We start from the raw sequence: 22,639 nt of genomic DNA on the forward strand, positions 1-22,639 counted from the left end.
TCAACTAAACGCTTATCTATTATATTTACCGAATGAAAACTTTTGGCAAGAAATCACTCCTATTCTTTATTACCATCCTAATAGTAGCTCTATGTTTATTAAGTTGGTTACTATACAATGATGCTATAAACCAATGGAAAGCAATTGTGAGCTTTGGGTTTGGGTTATTTCTGCTATATAAGGCAATTAGCGACTATGTATATTTTACCGTCACCACCGAGGAGTTAATTATGAAAATGCCCTTCAAGAAAAAAGAGTTCAAGTATGCTATCAGTGATATAGAGGCAGTTACTCCTATTAGAGAGGAAAATTATGAAGGCAAAAAAACAAGGGGTGCATTAACTATCTTCAAAAAAGACAGAACAAAAGAAACCTACGACATCCCTCTAACCTTCTTGGAAACACGCCACTTACTAATGGAACTGCGCAACTACGTTGAGATTGTATAGACAACCTACAACCCAATAAAATCTACCACTGCATTTCTTGAGGCTGCTTCGTGCCTTGCAGTGACGAATAAAGTAAACAAGGTGTTTTCACGGTGTTTTAGCAAATAAGTACTGCGTAACTTAGTGAGAATTAATACACCTTATTATGGCAAAGGCTAAACATACAGAAGAAGCCAAACAAAAGAACTGTTTTATTGTAACACCTATTGGTGGAGATAATACCAATACCAGAAGAAAAACAGACGGATTGATAGATGCTGCTATAATACCGGTATTAGAAGAGTTAGGTATTGAATGCCATGTAGCACATCGCATTGACCAGTCAGGGTCTATCACTAAACAAGTCATCAAACACCTTGTAGAAGATGACCTTGTTATTGCCAACCTAACAGGACTTAATCCAAATGTAATGTATGAACTAGCAGTACGCCATGCGGCGAGAATGCCTATAGTTGTTGTTGCAGAGAAAGGTACAAGCCTACCCTTCGATGTAACTACTGAACGTACTATATTTTATGAAGATGACATGGCAGGAGTTGAGGACTTAAAACCTTTACTTATAAAAGCAATAGAGAGTGCTATAAAAGATAAAGAACCTGACAATCCAATATACAATGCCATAGCCGACTTTAAGATGAAAGAAGTAGCGGTCGCAAATAGTAGTGAAACTGAGAAATATATTCTAAAGAAATTAGAAGACATCAACTCTGAAATAACTGATATAAAAACAAAGACAATATCAAAAAAAATATTTAATAATGACGATAAGTTTAATGATTCCAGTTATATAAATCGTTTAAACAAATATGGATTAAACATTAATATTAAAGATAAAGACAAACTCATAGATATACTAATTAACAACAATATTGACACAATGCAGTGGAGTGTTATTGGGAAAGAAAAAGTAAAAGCTACTTTTAATACAAATAATATAACCTCAATACTCAGAGACATGGACGTTGCCGATGTTAAGTTAGTCAAAGCAGATTATGGATTTTAACACCCTCTACAACCCAATAAAATCTACCTCCGCCCCTTCGCCAAAGGCATCCCTTATCCGGTCGGCATGGGTATCGGTAATGAGTACTTGTCCAAACCCCGTTCCGTGGATGATTTTCAATAGGGCTTTGATGCGTTGCTCGTCCAGCTTTTCAAATATATCGTCCAGCAATAGTATCGGGTAGTTACCCAGCTTTTGGCTGAGGTAGGCATACTGTGCCAGCTTCAGCGCAAAGAGGAAACTCTTCTTCTGCCCTTGCGAGGCATATTGCTTGGTAGGGCTCTCGTTCAGCAGGAAGGTCAGGTCGTCCTTATGCACGCCTTTTGTGGTGCGTTGCAGGTACAAATCGTTCTGTAGCGATTGTTTAAGTAAATTTTCTAACGTATTGTTATTCAGGTCAGTCTTGTATTCTATAGATGATGCTTCTTTACCACCACTCAGCTCTGCGTAGAAGTCCTTCAGCAGGTGTATATACTCCTCGAGGAAGGCTTTTCTACAGTCATATATATAGGTACCATCAGCCACTAGGTTTTGGTTGTAGAAGTCCAGTGCTGTGTTGTCGCCCGTAGGCTTTAGAGCCTCTTGTTTTAGCCAGGCGTTGCGTTGTTGCAATACTTTTTGGTACTTCATCAGCGCGTCTAGGTAGCGCCTATCCGTCAGCACAAGCACGCTATCTATCCACTTGCGCCGCAGCTCACTGCCACCATTAATGAGTTCGAGGTCGTCGGGGGCTATCATCACAGCGGTATATTTACCTATATGGTCGGTCACCCGCTCGTAGTCTACCCCATCTGCCTGTAGTTCTTTCTTACCCTGTTTCCATTTACAGGCTATCTTTTCCTGCTCCTCTCCGTTGGCAAACTGTGCCTCTAGGCGGAAACCCTCCCCCCCATTCTGTGCTATATGCTGCTGAGAGGCAGTGAAATAACTCTTGGTATAGCAGAGATAATACACAGCATCGAGCAGGTTGGTCTTACCGCTGCCATTAGCCCCAGTGATGCAGGTTATAGACGAATTGAACAAAAATTCTGAAAAAGAATAGTTGCGAAAGCTCGTGAGTGTTATTTTCTTTAATATCTTCAAGCCTGAAAGGAACAAAAGTTTTTATAAATTCGCACAAATTTAAGAAGAAAGTGAAGACTCCATTCGGAAAAGAGACCTATTTATATTGGTACGAGATCATGTTGTTACAACGCCGTTTTGAAGAAAAGGCGGGACAACTATACGGAATGCAGAAAATACGTGGCTTCTGTCACCTATACATCGGTCAAGAGGCCGTGTCTGCGGGTATGATGACGGCTATCAACGACGACGATAATGTTATTACTGCTTATCGCGACCACGGTTTAGCGATCGCAAAAGGTATATCTGCCAAAGAATGTATGGCAGAACTATATGGTAAGGCTACTGGCTGTACCAAGGGTAAAGGCGGAAGTATGCACTTCTTCTCTAAGGAGAAACGCTTCTTTGGTGGTCATGGTATCGTAGGTGGTCAGATAGGTTTGGGCGCAGGTATTGCCCTTGCCGACCAATACAATAATAAAGACCGTGTTACTATATGTATGTTTGGTGATGGTGCTGCTCGTCAGGGCTTGTTGCACGAAACCTTCAACATGGCTATGCTATGGCAGCTACCTGTAGTATTCATTTGTGAGAACAATAAATACGCTATGGGTACATCTGTAGAGCGTACGTCTAAAACATTGGACATCTACCGCATGGCAGATGCTTATGATATGCCTGGTGATAAAGTAGATGGTATGAGCTGCGAGGAAGTGCATACGGCTATAGAGCGTGCTGCTAAGCGTGCTCGTGAAAAAGGCGGTCCTACTTTCTTAGAGATAGAAACCTACCGTTATCGCGGACACTCAATGAGTGACCCTGCCAAGTATCGTACTAAAGACGAGCTGGAAGAGTACAAAGAGAAAGACCCGATCAACCAAGTGTTGAAGACCATAATGGACAACAAATGGGCTACTGAGGAAGAAATAGAAGCCATCAACGAGAAAGTGAAGGCTGAAGTACAGGAATCAGTACAGTTTGCAGAAGATAGTCCATGGCCTGATGATAGTGAGCTATACAAGGATATTTACGTGGAAGACGACTATCCATACATAACTGACTAAAAAGACCTATTTTCGCAAATTATTTTACAACTTATACTAAAATCCCTTAAAGGATAATAAAAATGGCAGATAGAGCTAGAAACAACCCGAATAATACTGCTAACAATGCGGGTGATGATATGGAAACGTTCAACAACGTGACCAATTACTATGAAAAGAATAAGAAACGTATCAACCTAATAGTAGGAACAGTACTAGTAGTAGTTGTAGGTTACTTTGGCTATACTACACTATACCAACAACCTAACGAAGAGAAAGCGGCTACAGCTATGATGACCGCTCAGCGTTATTTCCAAACCGACTCTTTGAACTATGCATTGAACGGCGATGGTCAGCACCAAGGTTTCTTAAACATCATTCGTAAATACGGTAGCACTCCTTCGGGCAACTTGGCTAACTACTATGCGGGTGTGTCTTACCTACAAATGGGCGACTTTGATAATGCCATCAAACATCTGGAAGACTTTAACGGTAAAGGTACACTGGTAGCTTATGCTGCATGGGGTGCTTTGGGCGATGCTTATATGGAAAAAGGCAATATTGCTAAAGGTATCGACAACTATAAGAAAGCAGCTTCTAAAGCTGATGACGAGCTATATGCACCTATATACTTACAGCGTTTGGCTATGGCATACGAAATGAATAACCAAAACGACGATGCTAAAGACGCTTACCTTAAAATAAAGAACAACTACCCTACCAGCACAGAAGCACAAACTGTGGATAAAGACCTGGCAAGAATGGGCGTGGTAGACGTACAGTAAGTAATACTATATTTTAGATAATCACTTCCCCTTTTTACCTTTGATGGCTAAAAGGGGATTTTTTCTTAGTTCATATGGCACAATCTCAAGACAGTATATCCTTACTAGACACCTCTACCCTTAGCTACATAGCAGGGGCAAGAGTGGCTATAGTATATACCGAATGGAACGATAAAATAACAGCAGAACAAGTAGCAGGTGCTACTCGCGTATTGCAACAGCATGGTTTAACCGCCAGTCACCAAATAGTAGTACCCGGTTGTTTCGAGCTACCTTTTGCCTGCAAGCAACTATGGGACGTTACTGCTGGAAATGGAGCTACAGCACCCGAAGCTATCATTGCCTTTGGTGCGGTGATACGTGGTGGTACGCCACATTTCGACTATGTTTGCCAAGCAGCTACCGATGGTATTACCCAACTGAATGTAACCTTGCCGATACCTGTTATCTTTGGTGTATTAACGCTGGATAACGAAGCACAGGCTTGGGAGCGCCTTGGTGGTGCACATGGCCATAAAGGTGAAGAAGCGGCAATAACAGCGTTGAAGATGATCAACAATAGTAGAGCATTAAAACAATAGATTTAACTCATTTATACCCATACAATACAATGTATCAAGTACAACTTTTTATACCCTGCTTTGTAGACCAGCTATATCCCGAAACGGGCATGAATATGGTAAAGGTGCTAGAAAAGCTAGGATGTGATGTAAGCTACAACCCCAAACAAACCTGCTGTGGGCAACCTGCATTCAATGCCGGCTACTGGGACGAGGCAAGAAGCGTAGGCAAGAAATTCCTGAACGATTTTGATACCGATAGCTATATAGTAGCCCCTAGTGGCTCTTGTACCGGCTATGTGCGCAACTCTTACGAGCGTATGTTTGGCGATGGCCCTGAGGCATTGCACAGCAACCAAGTAGGCAAAATGATGTTCGAGTTCACCGAATTCCTTACCCAAATATTGAAAGTAGAAGATCTGGGTGCCACCTTCGAGGGCAAGGCTACTTATCATGATGCTTGTGGCGCTCTAAGAGAGTGTGGCATTAAGGAAGGCCCTAGAAAATTACTATCCAACGTAAAAGGACTGGAGCTGGCGGAAATGGCGGAGTGTGAGACCTGCTGTGGCTTTGGTGGTACATTTGCCGTGAAGTATGAACCGATATCAATAGGTATGGCACAAACCAAAGTACAGAGTGCACTGGATGCCGGAGCAGAGTATATGATCTCTACCGATGTATCTTGCCTGATGCACGTACAAGGGTATATAGACAAAGAGAACATACCGTTAAAGACATTACATATTGCCGACGTACTGGCTAGTGGTTGGTAAAAAAGAAAAGGGGAATGATAACGACTATCACTCCCCTTTTTTATATCCTATCAATACTGTTTATACTAAACTAGCATCCATAACTATCTCCATGTTATATGCCTTAGACACTGGGCAGTTTTGCTTTGCATCTTCAGCACATTCTGCAAACTTTGCAGCATCGATACCAGGCACTTTAGCACGGCAGATCAACTCACTTTTAGTAATACCATTATCACCGTGAGTCAACTTACACTCTGTGTGCAACTCATCAGGCGTAAAGCCATGATTTCCCAATACAAAAGACAACTTCATATTGAAACAGCCTGCATGAGCAGCAGCCATTAGTTCCTCAGGGTTAGTTCCCACTCCGTCTTCAAAACGGCTGGTAAATGAATATTGAGTTTTATTTAATACGGTACTTGGAGTAGACAAGTGTCCATTTCCTTCTTTACCTGAACCGTTCCAAACGGCTGTAGCTTTTCTGATCATGATCGTTATTGTTTGTTACAAATATAACAATGAAGCGTTATCTCTCTTTAAGTTTATTGTTATGCCTTATATAAGATTTACCAATGCCTTATCTACCGTGCTATAAGCAAACTCATACCCCTCTTCTAACAGCCGTGTTGGCACCACCCACCTACTCTTTAGTATCAGCTCGGTTTCTGTACCTATAAGTAGTGCGCCCATCTTTAGCATAAGGCTACTAGCTGGCAAGCCAAAAGGCATACCCATCTGTGCTCTTAGCTGCTTCATGAGCTCTTTATTCTTAACGGGGTTGGGGCTAGACACATTATAGATGCCGGTAGCTTCTGTATGTGTATCCAGCCATTCTACAATACGGCATACATCTTCTATGTGTACCCAGCTGAATAGCTGCTCGCCACTACCTTGCCTGCCACCAAGCCCATATTTTACTAGGTTTTTATAGGGTACTAGTACGCCATCTTTACCAAATACGATAGCTAGTCTTAAAACCACTTTTCTGGTTTGTGGCAGGCTCGCCTTCTGAAATGCCTGCTCCCAAGCCTTACATACCTGTACAGAGAAGTCGTTCTGTATCTCTCCTGTATATTCATCCTGAGGTCTATCTGTAGCATGTCTGTATATAGTAGCAGAAGCACCGTTTATCCATAGCTTTGGCGGTTGTGCCGCTTGCTGTATCGCCTGAGTCAGTACATTAGTGGCATCTACCCTGCTACTCATTATCAGGGCTTTGTTCTTTTCGGTATACCTACAATTTACAGATTTGCCTGCAAGGTTTATCAGCACATCACAACCTTCAAGATGTTTCACCCAGTCGCCAAGTGTTTGGGCATCCCAACATATTGTGGTTACATTTTGCTGGAGTTGGTCATTACCATAATAGTTGCTCTGCTGTCCGTCTTGGCATCTACTGAGTATAACGACCTCGTTGTCTGCGCCCCAGCGCTCAGCCATTGCCCTACCTATAAAACCTGTACCACCTGCTATTACTATTTTCTTTTGTTGAAACATAGTTTATCTTTTTTGAACGAACTCATTTCTTTTAATATTACTCTCTGCTATACTGGATTCTCGTGCAGTGATAATGAAATACATGATCGCCATAAGAGGTGTGAAGAAAAGGTATACATACAGCAATAGAAAAGCCGGATCCCAACCAGTAAGCAGTAATAATGCAGAGCCTAATGTACATAGCAAAAGCACACCATATATCTTTCTTGCTGCTGCTTTCTCCTCCGCCTTCATGGTAGCGGCACTGATTAAGAAACTAATGAGCTGCCAGCCGCCAACAGTAAAATAGGTTAATACATAATACCTGCCATTATCAAAGTATGCACCTAAGATGATAGGTACCATCAAACAAAGCAATTGTCCTACGAGGTCGAATATTTTGAATTTGTGTAACATGATATTGGTTTTAATTTATTAATTAGATAGAATTTTCAGAAAATAATGAAAGGTATAATGCCAAATATATGCCGAGACAGTACCCGGCATAAGTTTATAATATTATTTAAAGAGCTTCATCAACGTACCAGTGAACCAATGTTCGTCCGCTTTTACTAATCCTCCAAGTGTTTTATCGGCCTGTTTAGTAAATTTCTGTAGCTGCCCTACCATGTCTGTAAAAGCCTTTACTTCAGCATCATTTTTGTCTTCCTCTACTTGGCTTAGTTTTTCCAACACACTGATCATTGGGTCCAGCTCTCTTTTCTTTCGCTCACTGATGATCCTCATCGCTACCTTCCATATATCCTTCTCTGCTTTAAAAAATTCTTTACGCTCACCCGGTATCAAAACTTTTTCTACTATACCCCAGTCTATCAACTCACGGATATTCATATTAGCGTTGCCACGACTAATTTGTAATTGTGTCATGATATCATCTGCACTAAGCTCGGTAGGAGCAGTTAGCAACAAGGCATGTATCTGCGCCATAGTACGGTTGATACCCCATTGAGACCCTAGTACACCCCATGTTTGTATAAACTGTCCTTTTGCTTCTTCTAGTTTCATAGCATAAAGATAGCGTATTTATCCAAACTTTCAATATTTACTGAAAATTAAATAATAGTTCATTTTTTGATAACAATGAGGTTTATCTAACTTTGCACTCAATTCCAAAAAACAGTCATGAAGCAGCCTTCAGTAAAAATCTTTTCAGGTAGAAATTCACGCTATTTAGCCGAAAAAATCGCTAAATCATTCAACACAACACTAGGAGACCTAACCGTTAACCAGTTCAGTGATGGTGAGTTTCAACCGGTCTTTAATGAATCTATTCGTGGAGATTATGTTTTTCTTGTTCAATCTACTTTTTCTCCTGCAGACAACCTGATGGAGCTTTTAATGATGATTGACGCAGCAAGACGTGCATCTGCAGGGTATATTACAGCGGTTGTGCCATATTATGGTTACGCTCGTCAGGACAGAAAAGACAAGCCACGTGTATCTATTGCCTCTAAAATGGTAGCAAACCTACTAGCCAAATCAGGTGCCAATAGGATAATGACCATGGACTTGCACGCACCACAAATTCAAGGTTTCTTCGACATACCAGTGGATCACTTGGATGCTTCGGCAATTTTCATCCCTTATATTGAAAATCTTAACATAGAAAACCTTATCTTTGCGGCCCCTGACGTAGGGAGTACGAATAGAGTACGTGAAGTTGCCAAGTATTTCCAGATGGATATGGTAATATGTGATAAGCAACGTAAGCGTGCTAATGAGGTAGCAGAGATGACCGTGATAGGTGATGTAGCAGGAAGGAATGTGATATTGATAGATGATATATGCGACACAGCAGGCACACTGTCTAAGGCAGCAGCTACGCTGAAAGAAAAAGGAGCATTATCAGTGAGAGCATTCTGTACACACCCGGTGTTGAGTGGTAAGGCATATGAGAATATCGCAAATTCGGAGCTGGAAGAGCTGGTAGTATGTGATACGATACCGTTGAAGCAAGAGATAGAGAAGATAAAAGTACAATCAACGTCAGAGCTATTTGCAGTAGCAATACGCAATACATTTGAGAATAAGTCAATTACCTCATTGTTTGCACATAGCAATATTAAATAAAGAAGTTTTTTAGACTGTATATACAATAAAACTGCCCGGTGTAATAGCCGTACCTTATTTAGAAAAATTAATAATAGCTTGTTCAGCGACCGGATGTTGGCAGATCTCGATCGGCGTTAGAAAGGCAAACTTTAAGTAATGAATACAATAAAACTACAAGGAACACGCAGAAGCGACTTTGGTGGAGCTACAACGCGCCAACTTCGTTCTGAAGGAATGGTACCTGGTGTTATCTATGGCGGTGAAGAGAGCATTCACTTCACTACTAAAAAACTAGACCTTCGTGCTCTGGTTTACACACCTCAATTCCAAATTGCAGAGATCGAGATCGATGGTAAAACTTACCGTTGCATTTTGAAGGATATGCAGTTTGACGTAATTAACGACGAGCTTATCCACGTTGACTTCTTAGAGTTAGTAGATGGTAAGAAAGTTATCGCTGAATTGCCAATTAAGTTCAACGGACAACCAGAAGGTGTTAAAGCTGGTGGTCGTTTGGTGATCAAATTGAAGAGCGTTAAGGTTCGTACTTATCCTAAGTATTTGAAAGAGGCTTTAGATGTAGATATCAATAGCCTTAAGCTTAACGGTAACGTACGTGTACAGGATATCGTTGCAGACAACATTGAGATCATGAACCCTCCACGTATTCCTATCGCATCTGTAGTAATGACTCGTGCTCTACGTCAAGCAGATAACGAAAACAAAGGCGCTGCATCTGGTGACGCTGAATAATTACAGACTAACAATACACACAATAATAAAGCCCCGAAATTCGGGGCTTTTTATATTTATGGTCTTTCCTTAAATGCTACCTAACGATCACCACAGGCTTAACTGTTTTATTGCCACTAGCTACAACTATACAATAATACATACCTGAAGGCAGGTTGCTCACTGAAAGTTGTCCGGTCTTTTCTTCTGCACCATATTCTTTAGATACTAGAGTTTGCCCTGTAATAGAAACTACTTTTACACTTACAGTTCTTGCTTTTGCAAAATCAGTACCCCATGTTATATTCAAGATATCTTTAGTAGGGTTAGGATATACTTTCACATCAGCCATGTTACCATTCAGAACATCGTTCACGCTCACAGGTGCTGTTTGTCTATAATAGTTTACACCACCAAGGAAGTTGCCTACTATCATTTCATACAAGCCGTCAGAGCTATTATCTATATTACCAAATGTTGGCACTGCCCTATTATGAACACTTACATAAGAGTATAAAGAGTCTATTCTTGTGAACGGTGTGGTTATATTTCCACTCTGAAATCCATCAAATCTAAAAACATGACCATTATTGGTACCCACCATTAAATAGTCTATACCTGTATTGTCTATTGGTCCTATATATGGTGCTGAATAACCATATACTTGTCCTTTCTCGTTGATCTTCACGCCACCAAGATTATCACTTCCTTTCAGGAAAGCTATATTGCCAGATGTGCTACCATTGTTTTTAAGATGTATTAGATCTCCCAACTGGTTACCTACGATGATATCATTATCACCATCCTTATCAATATCATAAATACAAGGTGCTGCAAAATCACCTGCATCAAAAGGACTAATTGCTCCTAACAGTGTAATAGCTTGTTGATACAGTGTCCATACAGGCTGTACAGTACTACTGGTAGCCGTGTTTAAATACAGCGCAAGTGTACCATCTGTTTTTCCGATAACCATATCATCCAAAGTATCGCCATCAATATCTCCAAATGCTAAGGCCATACCAACAAAATTCATCGCCTCAAGGTTAAGGAAGTCATCGGTAACCATTTCGAAAGATGTAGTAGTACCTGTAGATGTATTTTTATAATAAGCTACCTTGCTTTTGTAAGTACCATTACTTTGATAAAAGCCATCAGAACCAATAAAAAGGTCTAGTTTACCATCCTTATCATAGTCGTATAATGTAGGATAAGCACCTGAGCCTAGATCTATCATATCTCTTACCAGGTACTCGTCTGTTTTATAAATAAAGTTTGGATTAGCGTTTGTGCCTTCATTTTCATAAAACAAAGCGCTCTTATAGTTTTCTGTTAGCTCTTCATGTGGAGAGATAATGATATCATTATCGCCATCAGCATCTATATCTAGCCAAAAAGCTGCAGGGAAGTTCTTAGTTATAGCTTCTACCCCATTACTATCCCAAATGGTGTCTTGGCTGATCATACTATCCAAAAGACCTAAACCATAATCTACTTTACCATTTTGAAAATACTGTACATCAGGGAACGATATATTACCATTCAGCACATCATAGTCACCATCTCCATCCGAATCAAAAGCACATAACGTATTGCCTACGTGTGTAGGCTTTTGGCCCGACGGTGGAGGGCATCCCTTACAAGTACTGAAGGTATTTTGCTTGGAAGTACATAATGAACCTAAAAAGTGTGTTCTATCATACGGTTGGTTGGTTCTACCCCAACAAAGGTCTTTCAAACAAATACGAATACTATCAGGAGGTAAACCATCTTCTATTCTACAATTGCGATAATAGCTGATACGTGAACCAGAGAATTCATAAGAAAGGAAATCCACATCTCCATCCTTATCTATATCTATTACAATAGGAATATCTGTATTCGGCTCTACATAAGCATTGGTTAAACCAGTTACAGTAGAGTTGTAATATAGGTTTCTATAAAAAGTAAATTTCAGCTGCTTATTATCATAATACCCTTTATGAATGGCAAAACCAGTACTCCCCCTGTGTACCAAGTCTGGTACCATATCACCATTATAATCAATTAGCTTCAAGTAACCTGTTATGTTATCCGGGAAGTTATTTTCAAATTCAGGTCTGTAGATATAACCTCCGGCACCATTTCCTACAAATGTCTTTACCCCAAAGCCATGCTCATATATTACAAGGTCTTGCGTACCATCTTGGTTAATATCACCTAAAGCAAATTGAGGGTTATTAAAGCCTCCGGCCCAGCCCAATGCTTTTTGACCGGTGCCATTTTTTATATAAGGTCCTGTTTGCTTTTTAAAGATATCACCATCTTTCTGTGCATATAATGGCGTAGCCACTATAGCAGATAGTAATAATGACAAACCTACAGATATAACATTTTTCATATGTGAAATGTTGAATTAGAATAAAGATACGTATAACGTCTATATAATTAAGACATTATATCTTCTATAACCGTTGGTTACAGTTGCTTTCTTTATACATTTTTAATAATCTGCTAATGGAGAATTAGGCTCTTTTAGAAAGTGCTTGTACACTAACTTGTCGGCTAAGTTGGCAAATAGCCTGTTGACCCATACCGTAAGTTTACCCTGTGCTGTCATTACCAGCGTGCGTTTACGTTGCTCTACAGCATTTAATATCAGGCGAGCACACTCTTCCGAGCTCATTAGTTTTTTCTCATCTAAGGGTGTTTCTTTTTGTGCCGAGCCATCTGCGCTGCGGGCTACATTTCTAATATTGGAAGAAGTGAAATTAGGTGCTACCCACATTACGTTGGCGCCCGTATGCAGTAATTCTGTTCTTAAAGATTCTAAGAAACCCTGCATGGCAAATTTAGAAGCAGAGTACCCTGTTCTACCCGGCAAGCCTCTGTAGCCTGCTATTGAGGAAACACCAACTATAGTTCCTTTTCTTTGTTTGATAGAAGTAACCGCATGTTTTGTGCAATAGACTGTACCCCAAAAGTTGATGTTCATTAGCTCTTCTATAACCTTTAGGTCTGTATATTCGAACAAGGCACGCATACTGATACCCGCATTGTTTATCAATACATCAATACCACCCCATTTCTCCATTACGGTTTCAATAAATTCTTTGCAGTCTTCTGCTTTACTTACATCTGCTTCATGAATATGTACTAAAGAGTCATCATGGTCATAGATCTTCTTCAGCTTATCTATACTACGTGCACAAACAGCCACTTTTGCTCCCCTATGCAAAGCTTCATCGGCCAAAGCCTTTCCTATACCCGAAGAAGCACCTGTAACTACTACTACTTTATTTTTTAAAGAATACATATTGATCAATTGCAGTTCGTACAAAAATAGACTTTAAGCTAAATTATTCTAAAAGAAAGACTTATTGAACGATCATAAAAGATATGCACAGAGGTTGATAAATTGACCCGAAAAGAGCAAACAATATTTTTAATTTCATAGAGACGGGAAACCTCAGGTACAATATCGACCAACGATAATGAGGTATAACAAGGAATAAAAACTGTATGCAAGAGTGCAACCAATGGATTGACTGTACAATAGATAGTAACACCCTGTAGATAAAATGACCCGACTACAGCCATAGGTCTATTTGACATTAAGTTAACACCGTGCATGGGCAAGATTCAGTATATTTAGTTAACAAGTAAAACCTAAGCACATTGACAGAAACGATAATAAATTTAGAGACGGTAGATCCTATTGAGTTTTTTGGTGTCAACAATAGTAAGTTTGATATTTTGAAACGTAAGTTTCCACTACTAAAAATACTATCAAGGGGCACGCAGATAAAACTTGCGGGCAAAGGTGACGAAGTAAAAAATGCGCAAAACAGAATTGAACAGGTTATCAAATACTTAGAGCGCAACGGCCACCTATCAGAAAGTTATTTTGCACAAATACTTGGAGACGAAGATGAAGGCAACCCTATGAAAGAAAGCCTTGACGCCAGCAACAATGACAATATCATTGTTTTTGGCCCTAACGGTAAGGTAATACGTGCAAAAACACAAAATCAGAAAATACTAACCAATGCATCTGAACAGAATGACGTGGTATTCGCCGTTGGTCCGGCAGGTACGGGTAAAACCTACACGGCTGTAGCACTAGCTGTTCGTGCTTTGAAAAACAAATCAGTACGAAAGATCATACTTACCCGCCCCGCTGTAGAGGCAGGCGAAAGCTTGGGTTTCTTACCAGGTGACCTTAAAGAAAAGATAGACCCTTATTTAAGGCCTTTATACGATGCACTGGACGATATGATACCTTCAGACAAGCTGAACTATTATATGGCTAACCGTATCATAGAGATAGCTCCGCTGGCTTATATGAGAGGTAGAACATTGGACAACGCATTTATTATTCTGGACGAATCACAAAATGCTACTGACCTACAATTAAAAATGTTCTTAACGCGTATTGGTCCTTCAGCAAAAGCTATTATTACGGGTGACTTAACACAAATTGACCTGCCTAAAAATCAAACTTCAGGTTTATATAAAGCGTCAAGAATATTAAAGGACATAGACGGTATTGGCTATGTACAGCTTGACGAGGCAGACGTAGTAAGACACCGATTAGTGAAGCAGATCATCAAAGCCTATAATGCCGATGACGAACGTAAAGAAAAGCGTGAAAGGGAGAACAAAGAGAAATTTCAGAAATTAAAGAGATCATCTGACTCAATGAATGAATAAAAAAAGAGGAGCTAAATGCTCCTCTTTCTCATTGTGTATAATAAGCTTTTTACGATACGGCTTCTTTCATAGTAAGTGAACGGAAAACATCTTCAAGACTTCTGTCCCCTTTCAATGTTTCAATAGCATCATCGGCTACAAGTGTACCATTATTGATAATGATGACCCTGCTACACATTGCTTCTACTTCTTGCATGATATGTGTAGATAGCAATACTGTTTTCTCTTTACCTATATTAGATATCAATTCTCTTATCTCGATAATTTGGTTGGGGTCAAGGCCTGACGTAGGCTCATCCAGTATCAACACTTCAGGATCGTGCAGCATAGCTTGGGCTAAGCCTACACGTTGTTTATATCCTTTTGAGAGCATGCCTATTCTTTTATGTGCCTCTTTGGTCAAGCCCGTTAACGTGATCATTTCAGCAATACGCTCTTTGGCTTTTGAACCAAGACCATGAATACCTGCACTAAACTCAAGATATTCTCTCACATACATATCAAAATAAAGCGGATTGGCCTCCGGCAAATAACCAACACGTTTGCGCACCTCCATAGGCTGCTTCTGTACCTCAAAGCCACATACTGAGATATCACCTTTTGTAGGTGGAAGATAGCCCGTGATCATTTTCATCGTAGTAGATTTTCCTGCCCCATTAGGCCCTAAAAATCCAACGATCTCCCCTTTCTTTAACTCAAAACTAATATCATTTACAGCCTTCTGACTGCCATATACCTTAGTTAGTGATGTTACCTTTATTGACATGAAGCAAATCTAATGATTTTGTGAAGCACATTGCATAAAAAAATGCCGGAAAACATCCCGGCATTTCATATAGAAAATAATATAATTATCGAAGACTAGTACCTGGTCTTAGGTTACCTCTAAAGGTGGTGATTATAGTAGAATCTTTAACCTTTTCGTTAAGATAGAATACAACCTGTGTAGGTGTAGCCATATGAATACGAGCATACCTGTTGTTGTTAGCATCATCAACGATCACTTCTTCACCGCTAATAGTACCAATGATAGTATCTTGAGGAGCACTGTGCTTGTACATACCTATCACATTAGGTGTTTTCACTACAAATACTACTCCTGAGTCTGTAAAGCTAGGAACACCTTGATATTGTGTGATGCCATCATAAACACCTACAAAACGTTGAATAGCAGCATATCCGCATTCCTGACCTTCATAACCGTCAGGGCATTGACAGAAGCCTCCCGCGCAAGTTGCGCCATTTCTACATCTTAATACAAGACAGCTATCTTGCTCACAAGATGTATATAATACAGTAGATGCGATTCCGAAGAATGCAAGAACAGTAATCAAAGGATATTTCCAAAACTTCATGCTATGAATTAATGTTATTTACGCCAAAATACAAAAATTATTGACTATGTAAAGGCTTAGTCATTATTTTCTTTATCAAAAATATTCCAGCCCTGTGCAATCAAATCGTGAGCCTTACCACCAGTAGCCTGCATCTTCGTACCAGCCTCTTTATTAGTGATATAGCCTATCACACTTATCTGCTCACTCATAGTTATTTTTTCATAATCCGACTGCTTTATAGTGAACAACAACTCGTAATCTTCCCCACCACTAAGAGCACAAATAGTTGGCCCAATGCCAAACTCTACCGACACCTCCTTAGTTTCATCATGAAAAGGTATCTTATTTTCATATAAGACACAGCCCACATCGCTAGACTTGCACAGATGCAACAATTCAGAACTAAGCCCATCACTCACATCTATCATTGAAGTTGGCACTATTTTCTGCTCCTCCAGCCAAGTAACAATATCAGTTCTTGGTTCAGGCTTTAAGAAACGACCAACAGTATAGGCTCTATTACCAAGATCGGGTTGTACACCTGGACTTTCCAAGAATATGCCTTTTTCACGCTCTAGCAACTGTAAGCCCAAATAAGCGCCACCAAGATCACCCGAAACGCAAATAAGGTCGCCATCCTGAGCGCCACTTCTTGCTACATATTTATCAGGTGCTACTTCTCCTATTGCCGTTACACTTATCACAAACCCTTTCAGAGAGCTGGTCGTATCTCCTCCTACCAAGTCTACATTATATTTTTTACAAGCGGCATATACCCCTTCGTAGAACTCATCTATTGCTTCAAGGGATATTTTATTAGAAAGCGCCACATTCACTAATACCTGTGTTGGCGTTGCCATCATAGCACATATATCAGACAAGTTGACCACAACAGATTTATAGCCTAAATGCCTTAACGGCGTGTACATTAGATCGAAATGGATGCCCTCAACCAGCATATCGGAAGACACTACAGTTTGCCTGCCAAACTGGTCTATAACTGCAGCATCATCTCCTACACTCAACAATGTACTAGACTGGTTGGTTTCATTGTTTTTTGTAAGGTGTTCAATTAGACCAAATTCTCCTAACGTAGATATTTCAGTACGTTCTTCCATTATATATTATTTGTAAAAATTATTTAGATATACCGTGTATTACGCTCAACATATCATTATGTATCAAGCCATTGGTAGCTAGTGTCTCTTTATCGAAAACACTATATGGGTCTCCATCAAAATTAGACACCTTACCACCCGCTTCTAATACAATAAGATAACCGGCTGCAATATCCCACGGGTTAAGGTTATACTCCCAAAAACCATCGAAACGACCACAAGCCACCCAACATAGGTCGATAGCTGCAGAGCCTAAACGACGTACGGGTAGCCCTTCCATAATAAAACGTTCGAATACCTTTATTGGATGCTCATAGGTCTTAGGCCATTTATAAGGAAAACCTGTTACCAAACAAGCCTTTTTAAACTCCGATTTTTCAGATACGGAGATCGGCTTATCATTTAAAAATGCGCCTTTACCCTTTTCCGCAAAAAACAACTCATTGAGTATAGGGTTGTAAACAACTCCTAGCAATAACTCATTTTTATGCTTTACTGCTATGCTCACGCAACAGATAGGTATACTATGGGCAAAATTAACCGTGCCGTCTATAGGATCTATTATCCATTGGTATTCCGATTCTTGATTTATAGCACCTATCTCCTCACTTAAAATATTGTGTGTTGGGAACGTCTCTTTAATAATGGCGATGATCTTTGCTTCGGCATGCTTATCTACTTCGGTAACAAGATTATTGATCGTACCCTTGTTTTCTACAGTAAAGCTACCTTCAAAATATTCCTTTATTATTGCGCCAGCCTCTTTAGCAGCAGTAAGTATCACCGATTTGAGTTCCGACATGTGCAATTATAGTTTTATCTCTTTCCCTAAATAATAATCAATCACCTTTAGCTTAAAGATAAGGTCATATTTAGCACTAGCAAAGTTAGCTGCTGCCGAAAACTGATTATTCTGTGTTGTTAAATACTCGATAGTGTTGGTCAAGCCAAGCTCATAGCGTTTCTCCGCAAAATCATACGCTCTGGTAGCTGCTACCATTGCTCTATTGGCAGCATTGTACTTCTGCAACGCATTTTTAGCATCGTTGTATGCTTTATACACGTCTTGCTTCAGCTTTAGCTCTGCTTGATATTTATTAAGCTCTTGTGTCTGTACATTTATCCTAGCCTGCTTAGCAGCTGTCTGTGCTTGCCAACCATTGAAAAGAGGTATATTCAAATTCAAGGTTACCGTTTGCCTGAAGTTATTATCCAACTGTTGTTGCAACGGCACATCCCTTGTAGCAAAAGTACCTACCTGCTGAAACACGGGTAGCAATGTATCCAAATTGAATGCCTGCACCCTTATAGGCACAAAATCACCTGTAGCCCTTGTACCTGTAGGCGTAAAGCCAGTAAATTCCTTTAAGTTGCTCGACCAGTTGCTACCCAACTGTGCCCCCAAAGAGAGTTTAGGCAGTAGCGCACTTTTAGATGCTGCAAAACCTTTCTTAGCTGCTTTCAAACGATATTCGCTACCTTCTATGCTGCCAAAATGCTGTAGCGCCTCTATATAGATATCCTCAGGCGATAAACCTGCTATATTTATTACTTCGCCAATAGCTACATCGGGCACATAGACATCAAAAGGCTCTTCAAAATCTAGATTGAGTATGGCCTTTATATCTAGTATAGCAGCGTTATAATTAGTTATTGCTGTGATAAGACTTGAACTATCTGTAGCCAATTGAGACTCCAGCTGCGCTACATTTAGCTCTGGTAGCCTACCGGCTTCAGCAAATTGTCGAGTTTGCTTCAATTGTGCTAACGATAGACTTACTTGCTTCTCATTGATCGCTACTTGCTCTTTAGCCAACAAGGCACGTAGATACCCTGTAGCTACGTTCAAAGACACATCATTCTTTAGCTGCTCCAGATCTGCTGAGGCAGCTCTTAAGGAGAACTTATTCTGTGCTATGGTATTTCTTCTCTGAAACCAACCAAAAACAAGCACATCTACATTACCAGATAAAGAAAGGAAATCGTAGCTAGAGCCATCAACAAACTGGTTGGATGTAGGGTCTACCGATCTACCATAACTGCGCCCTAGAGTAGAGTTAGCATTCACATTGGGCAGCTGAGACAATTGACTTTGTCTTAGCGTCAGTTTAGAGAGCCTCTGATTGAGTACATTTTGCTTTATAGAGATATTATGGTCGAGCGCATAAGAAATAGCTTCTTGCAAAGACCAAGTACCACCCTCTACTTGTGCAGAAGAATTGATAGACAATAAACATACACCTAATAAAGTGCACAATACTCTCAACATGGTGCAAAAATAGTTTAAAAAAGCACTAGTATTAAAACGGCGCTTATTATTTAGGTTTCTTTTCAGTTTTTTCTTTATCCTTAGCTTTTTTGTCTTCTACTGGAGTCACTTCTTCACAGTCGCCTTTACCATGCTCTTCTTCTTCCAATGTCTGCATCTCTTCAGGTCTTTTAAGAGACTCTACATAAGCAATATACCCACCAAACTGAGCCATTAATTGATAACCTGATCTGGTCAATTCTATTTTACCGGAATTGCCATAACCAACAACGGGTTTTATTAAGCCCGTACTGGTCATTACCTCCCAAAGCCTCTCTGCTTCTTTATGCGGTATCTGAACTTTTGCGGGTTTATATATATCATCTTCCAGATGCAACACATCTATATCAGCATTGTTATATAAAGTGCGGAGCACTAGATCGATCACATGCTTATCTATTTCACTTCTGTCTACAATTGTAGTAGCTTGTACTTCCTGTTTCTTTACCGACCTCTTTGGTCTTTTCTTTTCTGCCATATATAATTTGAATACTGTATTTCTCAAAAAACTACTCTGCGAAAGTACGTATTTGAATAATGATGCTTAAATTACTCAATTGAAAATTGGAAACTATACACACAGCAATATTTTTGTTATAAATTAACCTTTTATGCAGCGTATCAATGTTCTACTTAATAAACTGGCAGACCTATCAAGAAAAGCAGAAAAAATAGATCTAATAGAGGTAGACCTCATGCTGGATTATACAAAGGTACTCTACGCTGACCTTACTGAACTGAGAAACAAAAAAGTCTATACCAGCAATAGCACTGTAGCAGAAAAACCGAAAACGGAAGAGCAACCCAAAGAAGCCGAAGCTCCACACGCACCAGAACCTACAGTAGTACAACAAATAGAAGATAACGATGCTGCACCCCTTGAAGAAAAAGAGGCACCTCAAACAACGGAGGTTGCTGACGTTGCCCCTACTCCACTGCCTGTTGTCAATGCACCATTACCCGCGAATAAAAACATAAAAAAGTTCATCGGCATCAATGACAAGTACCAATTCATCAGTGAGCTATTTGATAATGACACTACTGCGTACGATGAAGTGATCGGCCATATAAACACTTTCGACACTGCCGCACCTGCGTTAGAATGGCTGGAGCATGAAGTAAGTAAAGAAAGAAACTGGAATGAGGATAGTGACTCTGTAAAGATGTTCTACGATACGGTCAGCAACTTCTTTGCTGCTATATGATCCATAATAGTAGCCGTAGCACCAGCATTCGATAATACATAGCTATGCGCGTTCTTACAGGCCAAGCTGTATGCTGCTGTATCTTTTTCCCAATGATCGAGTAGATCAATTACTTCTGTGGCTTTCCTCACAGCAAAAGATGCATTCAATTCAATAAGGTCTTTCGCCTCTTTAAATTTGCTAAAGTTTTCGCCATGAATTATAGGTTTGCCGAATACTGCTGCCTCCAAGGTATTGTGGAGTCCTGTTTTACCTACTCCTCCGCCTATCCAAGCCACATCGGCAAACTGATATAGTTTCAACAAAAGCCCCATCTTGTCTACTATCAACACCTGCTTGTCTTTATCGGCGCGGGTTTCCCACTCTGTCCATCGTATAGTATTACCCTTAAACAGTGTCTCTATATACTCAATATGGGCATCATGCACCTCGTGAGGCACTAGTATTATTCTCCATTTTCTAGGAAGTTTACTTACTACCTCTTTCAGTAAACGCTCATCTGCTGGCCAAGTGCTGCCCGCTACTATCACCTTGTGGTCAGCGGTAAAACTTTCTATAATATCGTGCGAAAATTCTATTTGCTTATTGGCATTGATAACCCTATCAAACCTTGTATCTCCACTTACTGATACATTATCAATATTTACACTATTTAATAAATGCAGGGAACCTACATCTTGCACAAAGATGTGTTCGAAAACATGAAGCATTCTGCGATGCAGCACCCCATACCATTTAAAGAACAATTGCTTTTTTCTAAATATTGCAGACGCTAATATAGTTGGCACTCCTCTTTTGGCTAGTTGTCTTAGATAGAAATACCATAACTCGTATTTGACAAAAATAGCCAACTCTGGCTTGACCATTTTCACAAACTTCTTAGCATTATACAACCCATCAAATGGCATGTAGAAAACATAGTCTACTCCTTCGTAGTCCTTTCTCAACTCATAACCCGATGGAGAGAAGAAAGTGAGTACAAAAGCGTAATTGGGATATTTTTCCCTTAGCTGTACTATTAGCGGCCTCCCTTGCTCAAACTCTCCTACAGAAGCACAATGTATCCATATTCTTGGACGCCTTTCATTGACAAGCGCATATCTAATTGTGCTCAACAACCCTTCTCTACCCGCAATGAAGCTTCTAGCCTTGGGGTTAAACAATGCTGCTATACGCACTACAATAGCATAAAGCTGTATTGCCAACCAGTAAATTATGGCAGACATAGGCTGGTGTATTAGAAAAAGAATTCTTCAGATTTTCGTTTAAAGATCGGTATATACCAACCGCCTCTTATACCAAATAGTATGTCTAAACGACTACTATTATCTCCTCTCATCAGATCATATTGATAATCGCGACGAAGCTTGGTGAAACCTGCCGCAATATCCAAACCGATATTAAAGTTGACCAAACCATTATTGGCAAAATAGGTATAACCAACAAACTGCTCAACAAAAAGACCATTCGTCAATCTATCATACCCTTTAAGATAATCTCCCCTTAGCTGTGGTATGGTCTTATCTCTATCGAAGATATTGATCTTATGCTGCATAAAACCTACAGAGGTCATTACCAATATGCCGTTATCACTAGATGTTTTCGACAAATTAATGATCTTACCTACTTGTAGGCCTATCATATACCCTCTTTGAAAAGTAGCAACTCCCATTTTCTCTCCATCCTGATTGAGAAAATTCCCATACTCATCTCTTATGTTGCTCATCAAAGAGTCTTCTCTGATCCTGTCGCCTAGTATAAAGTCGACCTTAGGACCAACAACCCAGTTGGACTTTAACTTATACAACACCTGACCACCAATACGATAACTAGCACCAAAACGATCGGCCATATCAGCAGCAGGTATATCAAAGTTACCATTGACACCAATGATAAACCCTTTTCTTGCCGGCAACTTCTGCGCACCAAAAAGGTCATCTTGGGCTGTTGTATCCAATGCTGTAAAACTTACCAATACTAGTAATAGTAGTAGCTTCTTCATATTCCGCTCAAAAATTATGGGGTGAAGATAATATATTTC

Annotated in this window: 25 protein-coding genes; 10 read left to right on the top strand and 15 right to left on the bottom strand. The window is 39.9% G+C overall.

Annotated features, from left to right (window positions below; all coding sequences use genetic code 11):
* The first annotated feature begins 32 nt into the window (after positions 1 to 32).
* Positions 33 to 449 (top strand): hypothetical protein, encoded by a 417-nt coding sequence (locus R2800_05270; protein MEZ5016443.1) that lies wholly within the window; start codon positions 33 to 35, stop codon positions 447 to 449.
* 145 nt (positions 450 to 594) lie between these two features.
* Positions 595 to 1,452 carry a hypothetical protein gene (locus R2800_05275; GenBank protein MEZ5016444.1) on the top strand — a complete coding sequence of 286 codons (858 nt, stop codon included), beginning with the start codon at positions 595 to 597 and terminating at the stop codon, positions 1,450 to 1,452.
* A gap of 6 nt (positions 1,453 to 1,458) precedes the next feature.
* Here R2800_05275 and recF read toward each other — a convergent pair whose 3' ends face one another.
* Positions 1,459 to 2,535 carry a DNA replication and repair protein RecF gene (gene recF, locus R2800_05280; GenBank protein ID MEZ5016445.1) on the bottom strand — a complete coding sequence of 359 codons (1,077 nt, stop codon included), beginning with the start codon at positions 2,533 to 2,535 and terminating at the stop codon, positions 1,459 to 1,461.
* Between the two features lie 50 nt (positions 2,536 to 2,585).
* Here recF and pdhA point away from each other — a divergent pair, with 50 nt between their 5' ends.
* From pdhA to R2800_05300, 4 genes are all read left to right on the top strand, one after another.
* The gene (gene pdhA, locus R2800_05285) at positions 2,586 to 3,578 is read left to right on the top strand and encodes a pyruvate dehydrogenase (acetyl-transferring) E1 component subunit alpha (GenBank protein ID MEZ5016446.1); all 993 of its coding nucleotides are present in this window, start codon (positions 2,586 to 2,588) and stop codon (positions 3,576 to 3,578) included.
* A gap of 62 nt (positions 3,579 to 3,640) precedes the next feature.
* A complete protein-coding gene (locus R2800_05290; protein ID MEZ5016447.1) occupies positions 3,641 to 4,342 on the top strand; it encodes a tetratricopeptide repeat protein in 702 nt (233 codons plus the stop codon).
* 74 nt (positions 4,343 to 4,416) lie between these two features.
* Entirely contained in the window at positions 4,417 to 4,923 is a 507-nt protein-coding gene (gene ribH / locus R2800_05295; protein ID MEZ5016448.1) for a 6,7-dimethyl-8-ribityllumazine synthase, read from the top strand.
* Positions 4,924 to 4,952: 29 nt separating this feature from the next.
* Positions 4,953 to 5,675, top strand: coding sequence for a (Fe-S)-binding protein (locus R2800_05300; protein MEZ5016449.1), 723 nt, complete (start codon positions 4,953 to 4,955; stop codon positions 5,673 to 5,675).
* Positions 5,676 to 5,735: 60 nt separating this feature from the next.
* On the opposite strand, the gene R2800_05305 is transcribed toward R2800_05300, so the two are convergent.
* From R2800_05305 to R2800_05320, 4 genes are all read right to left on the bottom strand, one after another.
* Positions 5,736 to 6,146, bottom strand: a complete 411-nt coding sequence (locus R2800_05305; protein ID MEZ5016450.1) for an OsmC family protein — start codon at positions 6,144 to 6,146, stop codon at positions 5,736 to 5,738.
* 66 nt (positions 6,147 to 6,212) lie between these two features.
* Positions 6,213 to 7,154: a TIGR01777 family oxidoreductase gene (locus R2800_05310; GenBank protein ID MEZ5016451.1), complete on the bottom strand. Its 942-nt coding sequence runs from the start codon at positions 7,152 to 7,154 to the stop codon at positions 6,213 to 6,215.
* Positions 7,155 to 7,157: 3 nt separating this feature from the next.
* Positions 7,158 to 7,550, bottom strand: coding sequence for a hypothetical protein (locus R2800_05315; GenBank protein ID MEZ5016452.1), 393 nt, complete (start codon positions 7,548 to 7,550; stop codon positions 7,158 to 7,160).
* Positions 7,551 to 7,652: 102 nt separating this feature from the next.
* Entirely contained in the window at positions 7,653 to 8,159 is a 507-nt protein-coding gene (locus R2800_05320) for a transcriptional regulator (GenBank protein ID MEZ5016453.1), read from the bottom strand.
* A gap of 117 nt (positions 8,160 to 8,276) precedes the next feature.
* Between R2800_05320 and R2800_05325 the strand changes: the two genes are divergently transcribed.
* Together R2800_05325 and R2800_05330 are read left to right on the top strand one after the other, a co-directional pair.
* Positions 8,277 to 9,224, top strand: coding sequence for a ribose-phosphate pyrophosphokinase (locus R2800_05325; GenBank protein ID MEZ5016454.1), 948 nt, complete (start codon positions 8,277 to 8,279; stop codon positions 9,222 to 9,224).
* A gap of 138 nt (positions 9,225 to 9,362) precedes the next feature.
* Entirely contained in the window at positions 9,363 to 9,959 is a 597-nt protein-coding gene (locus R2800_05330) for a 50S ribosomal protein L25 (protein MEZ5016455.1), read from the top strand.
* 76 nt (positions 9,960 to 10,035) lie between these two features.
* On the opposite strand, the gene R2800_05335 is transcribed toward R2800_05330, so the two are convergent.
* Complete coding sequence (locus R2800_05335) at positions 10,036 to 12,318, bottom strand: T9SS type A sorting domain-containing protein (GenBank protein ID MEZ5016456.1); 2,283 nt, start codon at positions 12,316 to 12,318, stop codon at positions 10,036 to 10,038.
* Positions 12,319 to 12,420: 102 nt separating this feature from the next.
* Positions 12,421 to 13,233, bottom strand: coding sequence for an SDR family oxidoreductase (locus tag R2800_05340; protein ID MEZ5016457.1), 813 nt, complete (start codon positions 13,231 to 13,233; stop codon positions 12,421 to 12,423).
* Positions 13,234 to 13,595: 362 nt separating this feature from the next.
* On the opposite strand from R2800_05340, the gene R2800_05345 reads away from it, so the two are divergent.
* Complete coding sequence (locus R2800_05345; GenBank protein MEZ5016458.1) at positions 13,596 to 14,630, top strand: PhoH family protein; 1,035 nt, start codon at positions 13,596 to 13,598, stop codon at positions 14,628 to 14,630.
* A 49-nt stretch (positions 14,631 to 14,679) separates the two neighbouring features.
* Here R2800_05345 and R2800_05350 read toward each other — a convergent pair whose 3' ends face one another.
* The 6 genes from R2800_05350 to R2800_05375 all read right to left on the bottom strand — a co-directional run bounded on the left by R2800_05350 (position 14,680) and on the right by R2800_05375 (position 19,871).
* Entirely contained in the window at positions 14,680 to 15,396 is a 717-nt protein-coding gene (locus R2800_05350; protein ID MEZ5016459.1) for an ATP-binding cassette domain-containing protein, read from the bottom strand.
* Positions 15,397 to 15,481: 85 nt separating this feature from the next.
* Positions 15,482 to 15,985, bottom strand: coding sequence for a calcium-binding EGF-like domain-containing protein (locus R2800_05355; protein ID MEZ5016460.1), 504 nt, complete (start codon positions 15,983 to 15,985; stop codon positions 15,482 to 15,484).
* Positions 15,986 to 16,041: 56 nt separating this feature from the next.
* Positions 16,042 to 17,085 carry a thiamine-phosphate kinase gene (gene thiL / locus R2800_05360; protein ID MEZ5016461.1) on the bottom strand — a complete coding sequence of 348 codons (1,044 nt, stop codon included), beginning with the start codon at positions 17,083 to 17,085 and terminating at the stop codon, positions 16,042 to 16,044.
* A gap of 19 nt (positions 17,086 to 17,104) precedes the next feature.
* The gene (locus tag R2800_05365) at positions 17,105 to 17,887 is read right to left on the bottom strand and encodes an inositol monophosphatase family protein (GenBank protein MEZ5016462.1); all 783 of its coding nucleotides are present in this window, start codon (positions 17,885 to 17,887) and stop codon (positions 17,105 to 17,107) included.
* A 6-nt stretch (positions 17,888 to 17,893) separates the two neighbouring features.
* Positions 17,894 to 19,354, bottom strand: coding sequence for a TolC family protein (locus R2800_05370; GenBank protein MEZ5016463.1), 1,461 nt, complete (start codon positions 19,352 to 19,354; stop codon positions 17,894 to 17,896).
* A 46-nt stretch (positions 19,355 to 19,400) separates the two neighbouring features.
* Positions 19,401 to 19,871 carry a hypothetical protein gene (locus R2800_05375; protein MEZ5016464.1) on the bottom strand — a complete coding sequence of 157 codons (471 nt, stop codon included), beginning with the start codon at positions 19,869 to 19,871 and terminating at the stop codon, positions 19,401 to 19,403.
* 133 nt (positions 19,872 to 20,004) lie between these two features.
* Between R2800_05375 and R2800_05380 the strand changes: the two genes are divergently transcribed.
* Positions 20,005 to 20,598: a hypothetical protein gene (locus tag R2800_05380; GenBank protein MEZ5016465.1), complete on the top strand. Its 594-nt coding sequence runs from the start codon at positions 20,005 to 20,007 to the stop codon at positions 20,596 to 20,598.
* On the opposite strand, the gene R2800_05385 is transcribed toward R2800_05380, so the two are convergent.
* The gene (locus R2800_05385) at positions 20,562 to 21,824 is read right to left on the bottom strand and encodes a glycosyltransferase N-terminal domain-containing protein (protein ID MEZ5016466.1); all 1,263 of its coding nucleotides are present in this window, start codon (positions 21,822 to 21,824) and stop codon (positions 20,562 to 20,564) included. The genes R2800_05380 and R2800_05385 overlap by 37 nt on opposite strands.
* A gap of 11 nt (positions 21,825 to 21,835) precedes the next feature.
* On the bottom strand, positions 21,836 to 22,600 hold the full coding sequence (locus tag R2800_05390) for a hypothetical protein (GenBank protein MEZ5016467.1): 765 nt from the start codon (positions 22,598 to 22,600) through the stop codon (positions 21,836 to 21,838).
* Positions 22,601 to 22,639: the final 39 nt, after the last annotated feature.

This window comes from Flavipsychrobacter sp., assembly GCA_041392855.1.
In the GTDB taxonomy this organism is placed as follows: Bacteria; Bacteroidota; Bacteroidia; order Chitinophagales; family Chitinophagaceae; genus UBA5543.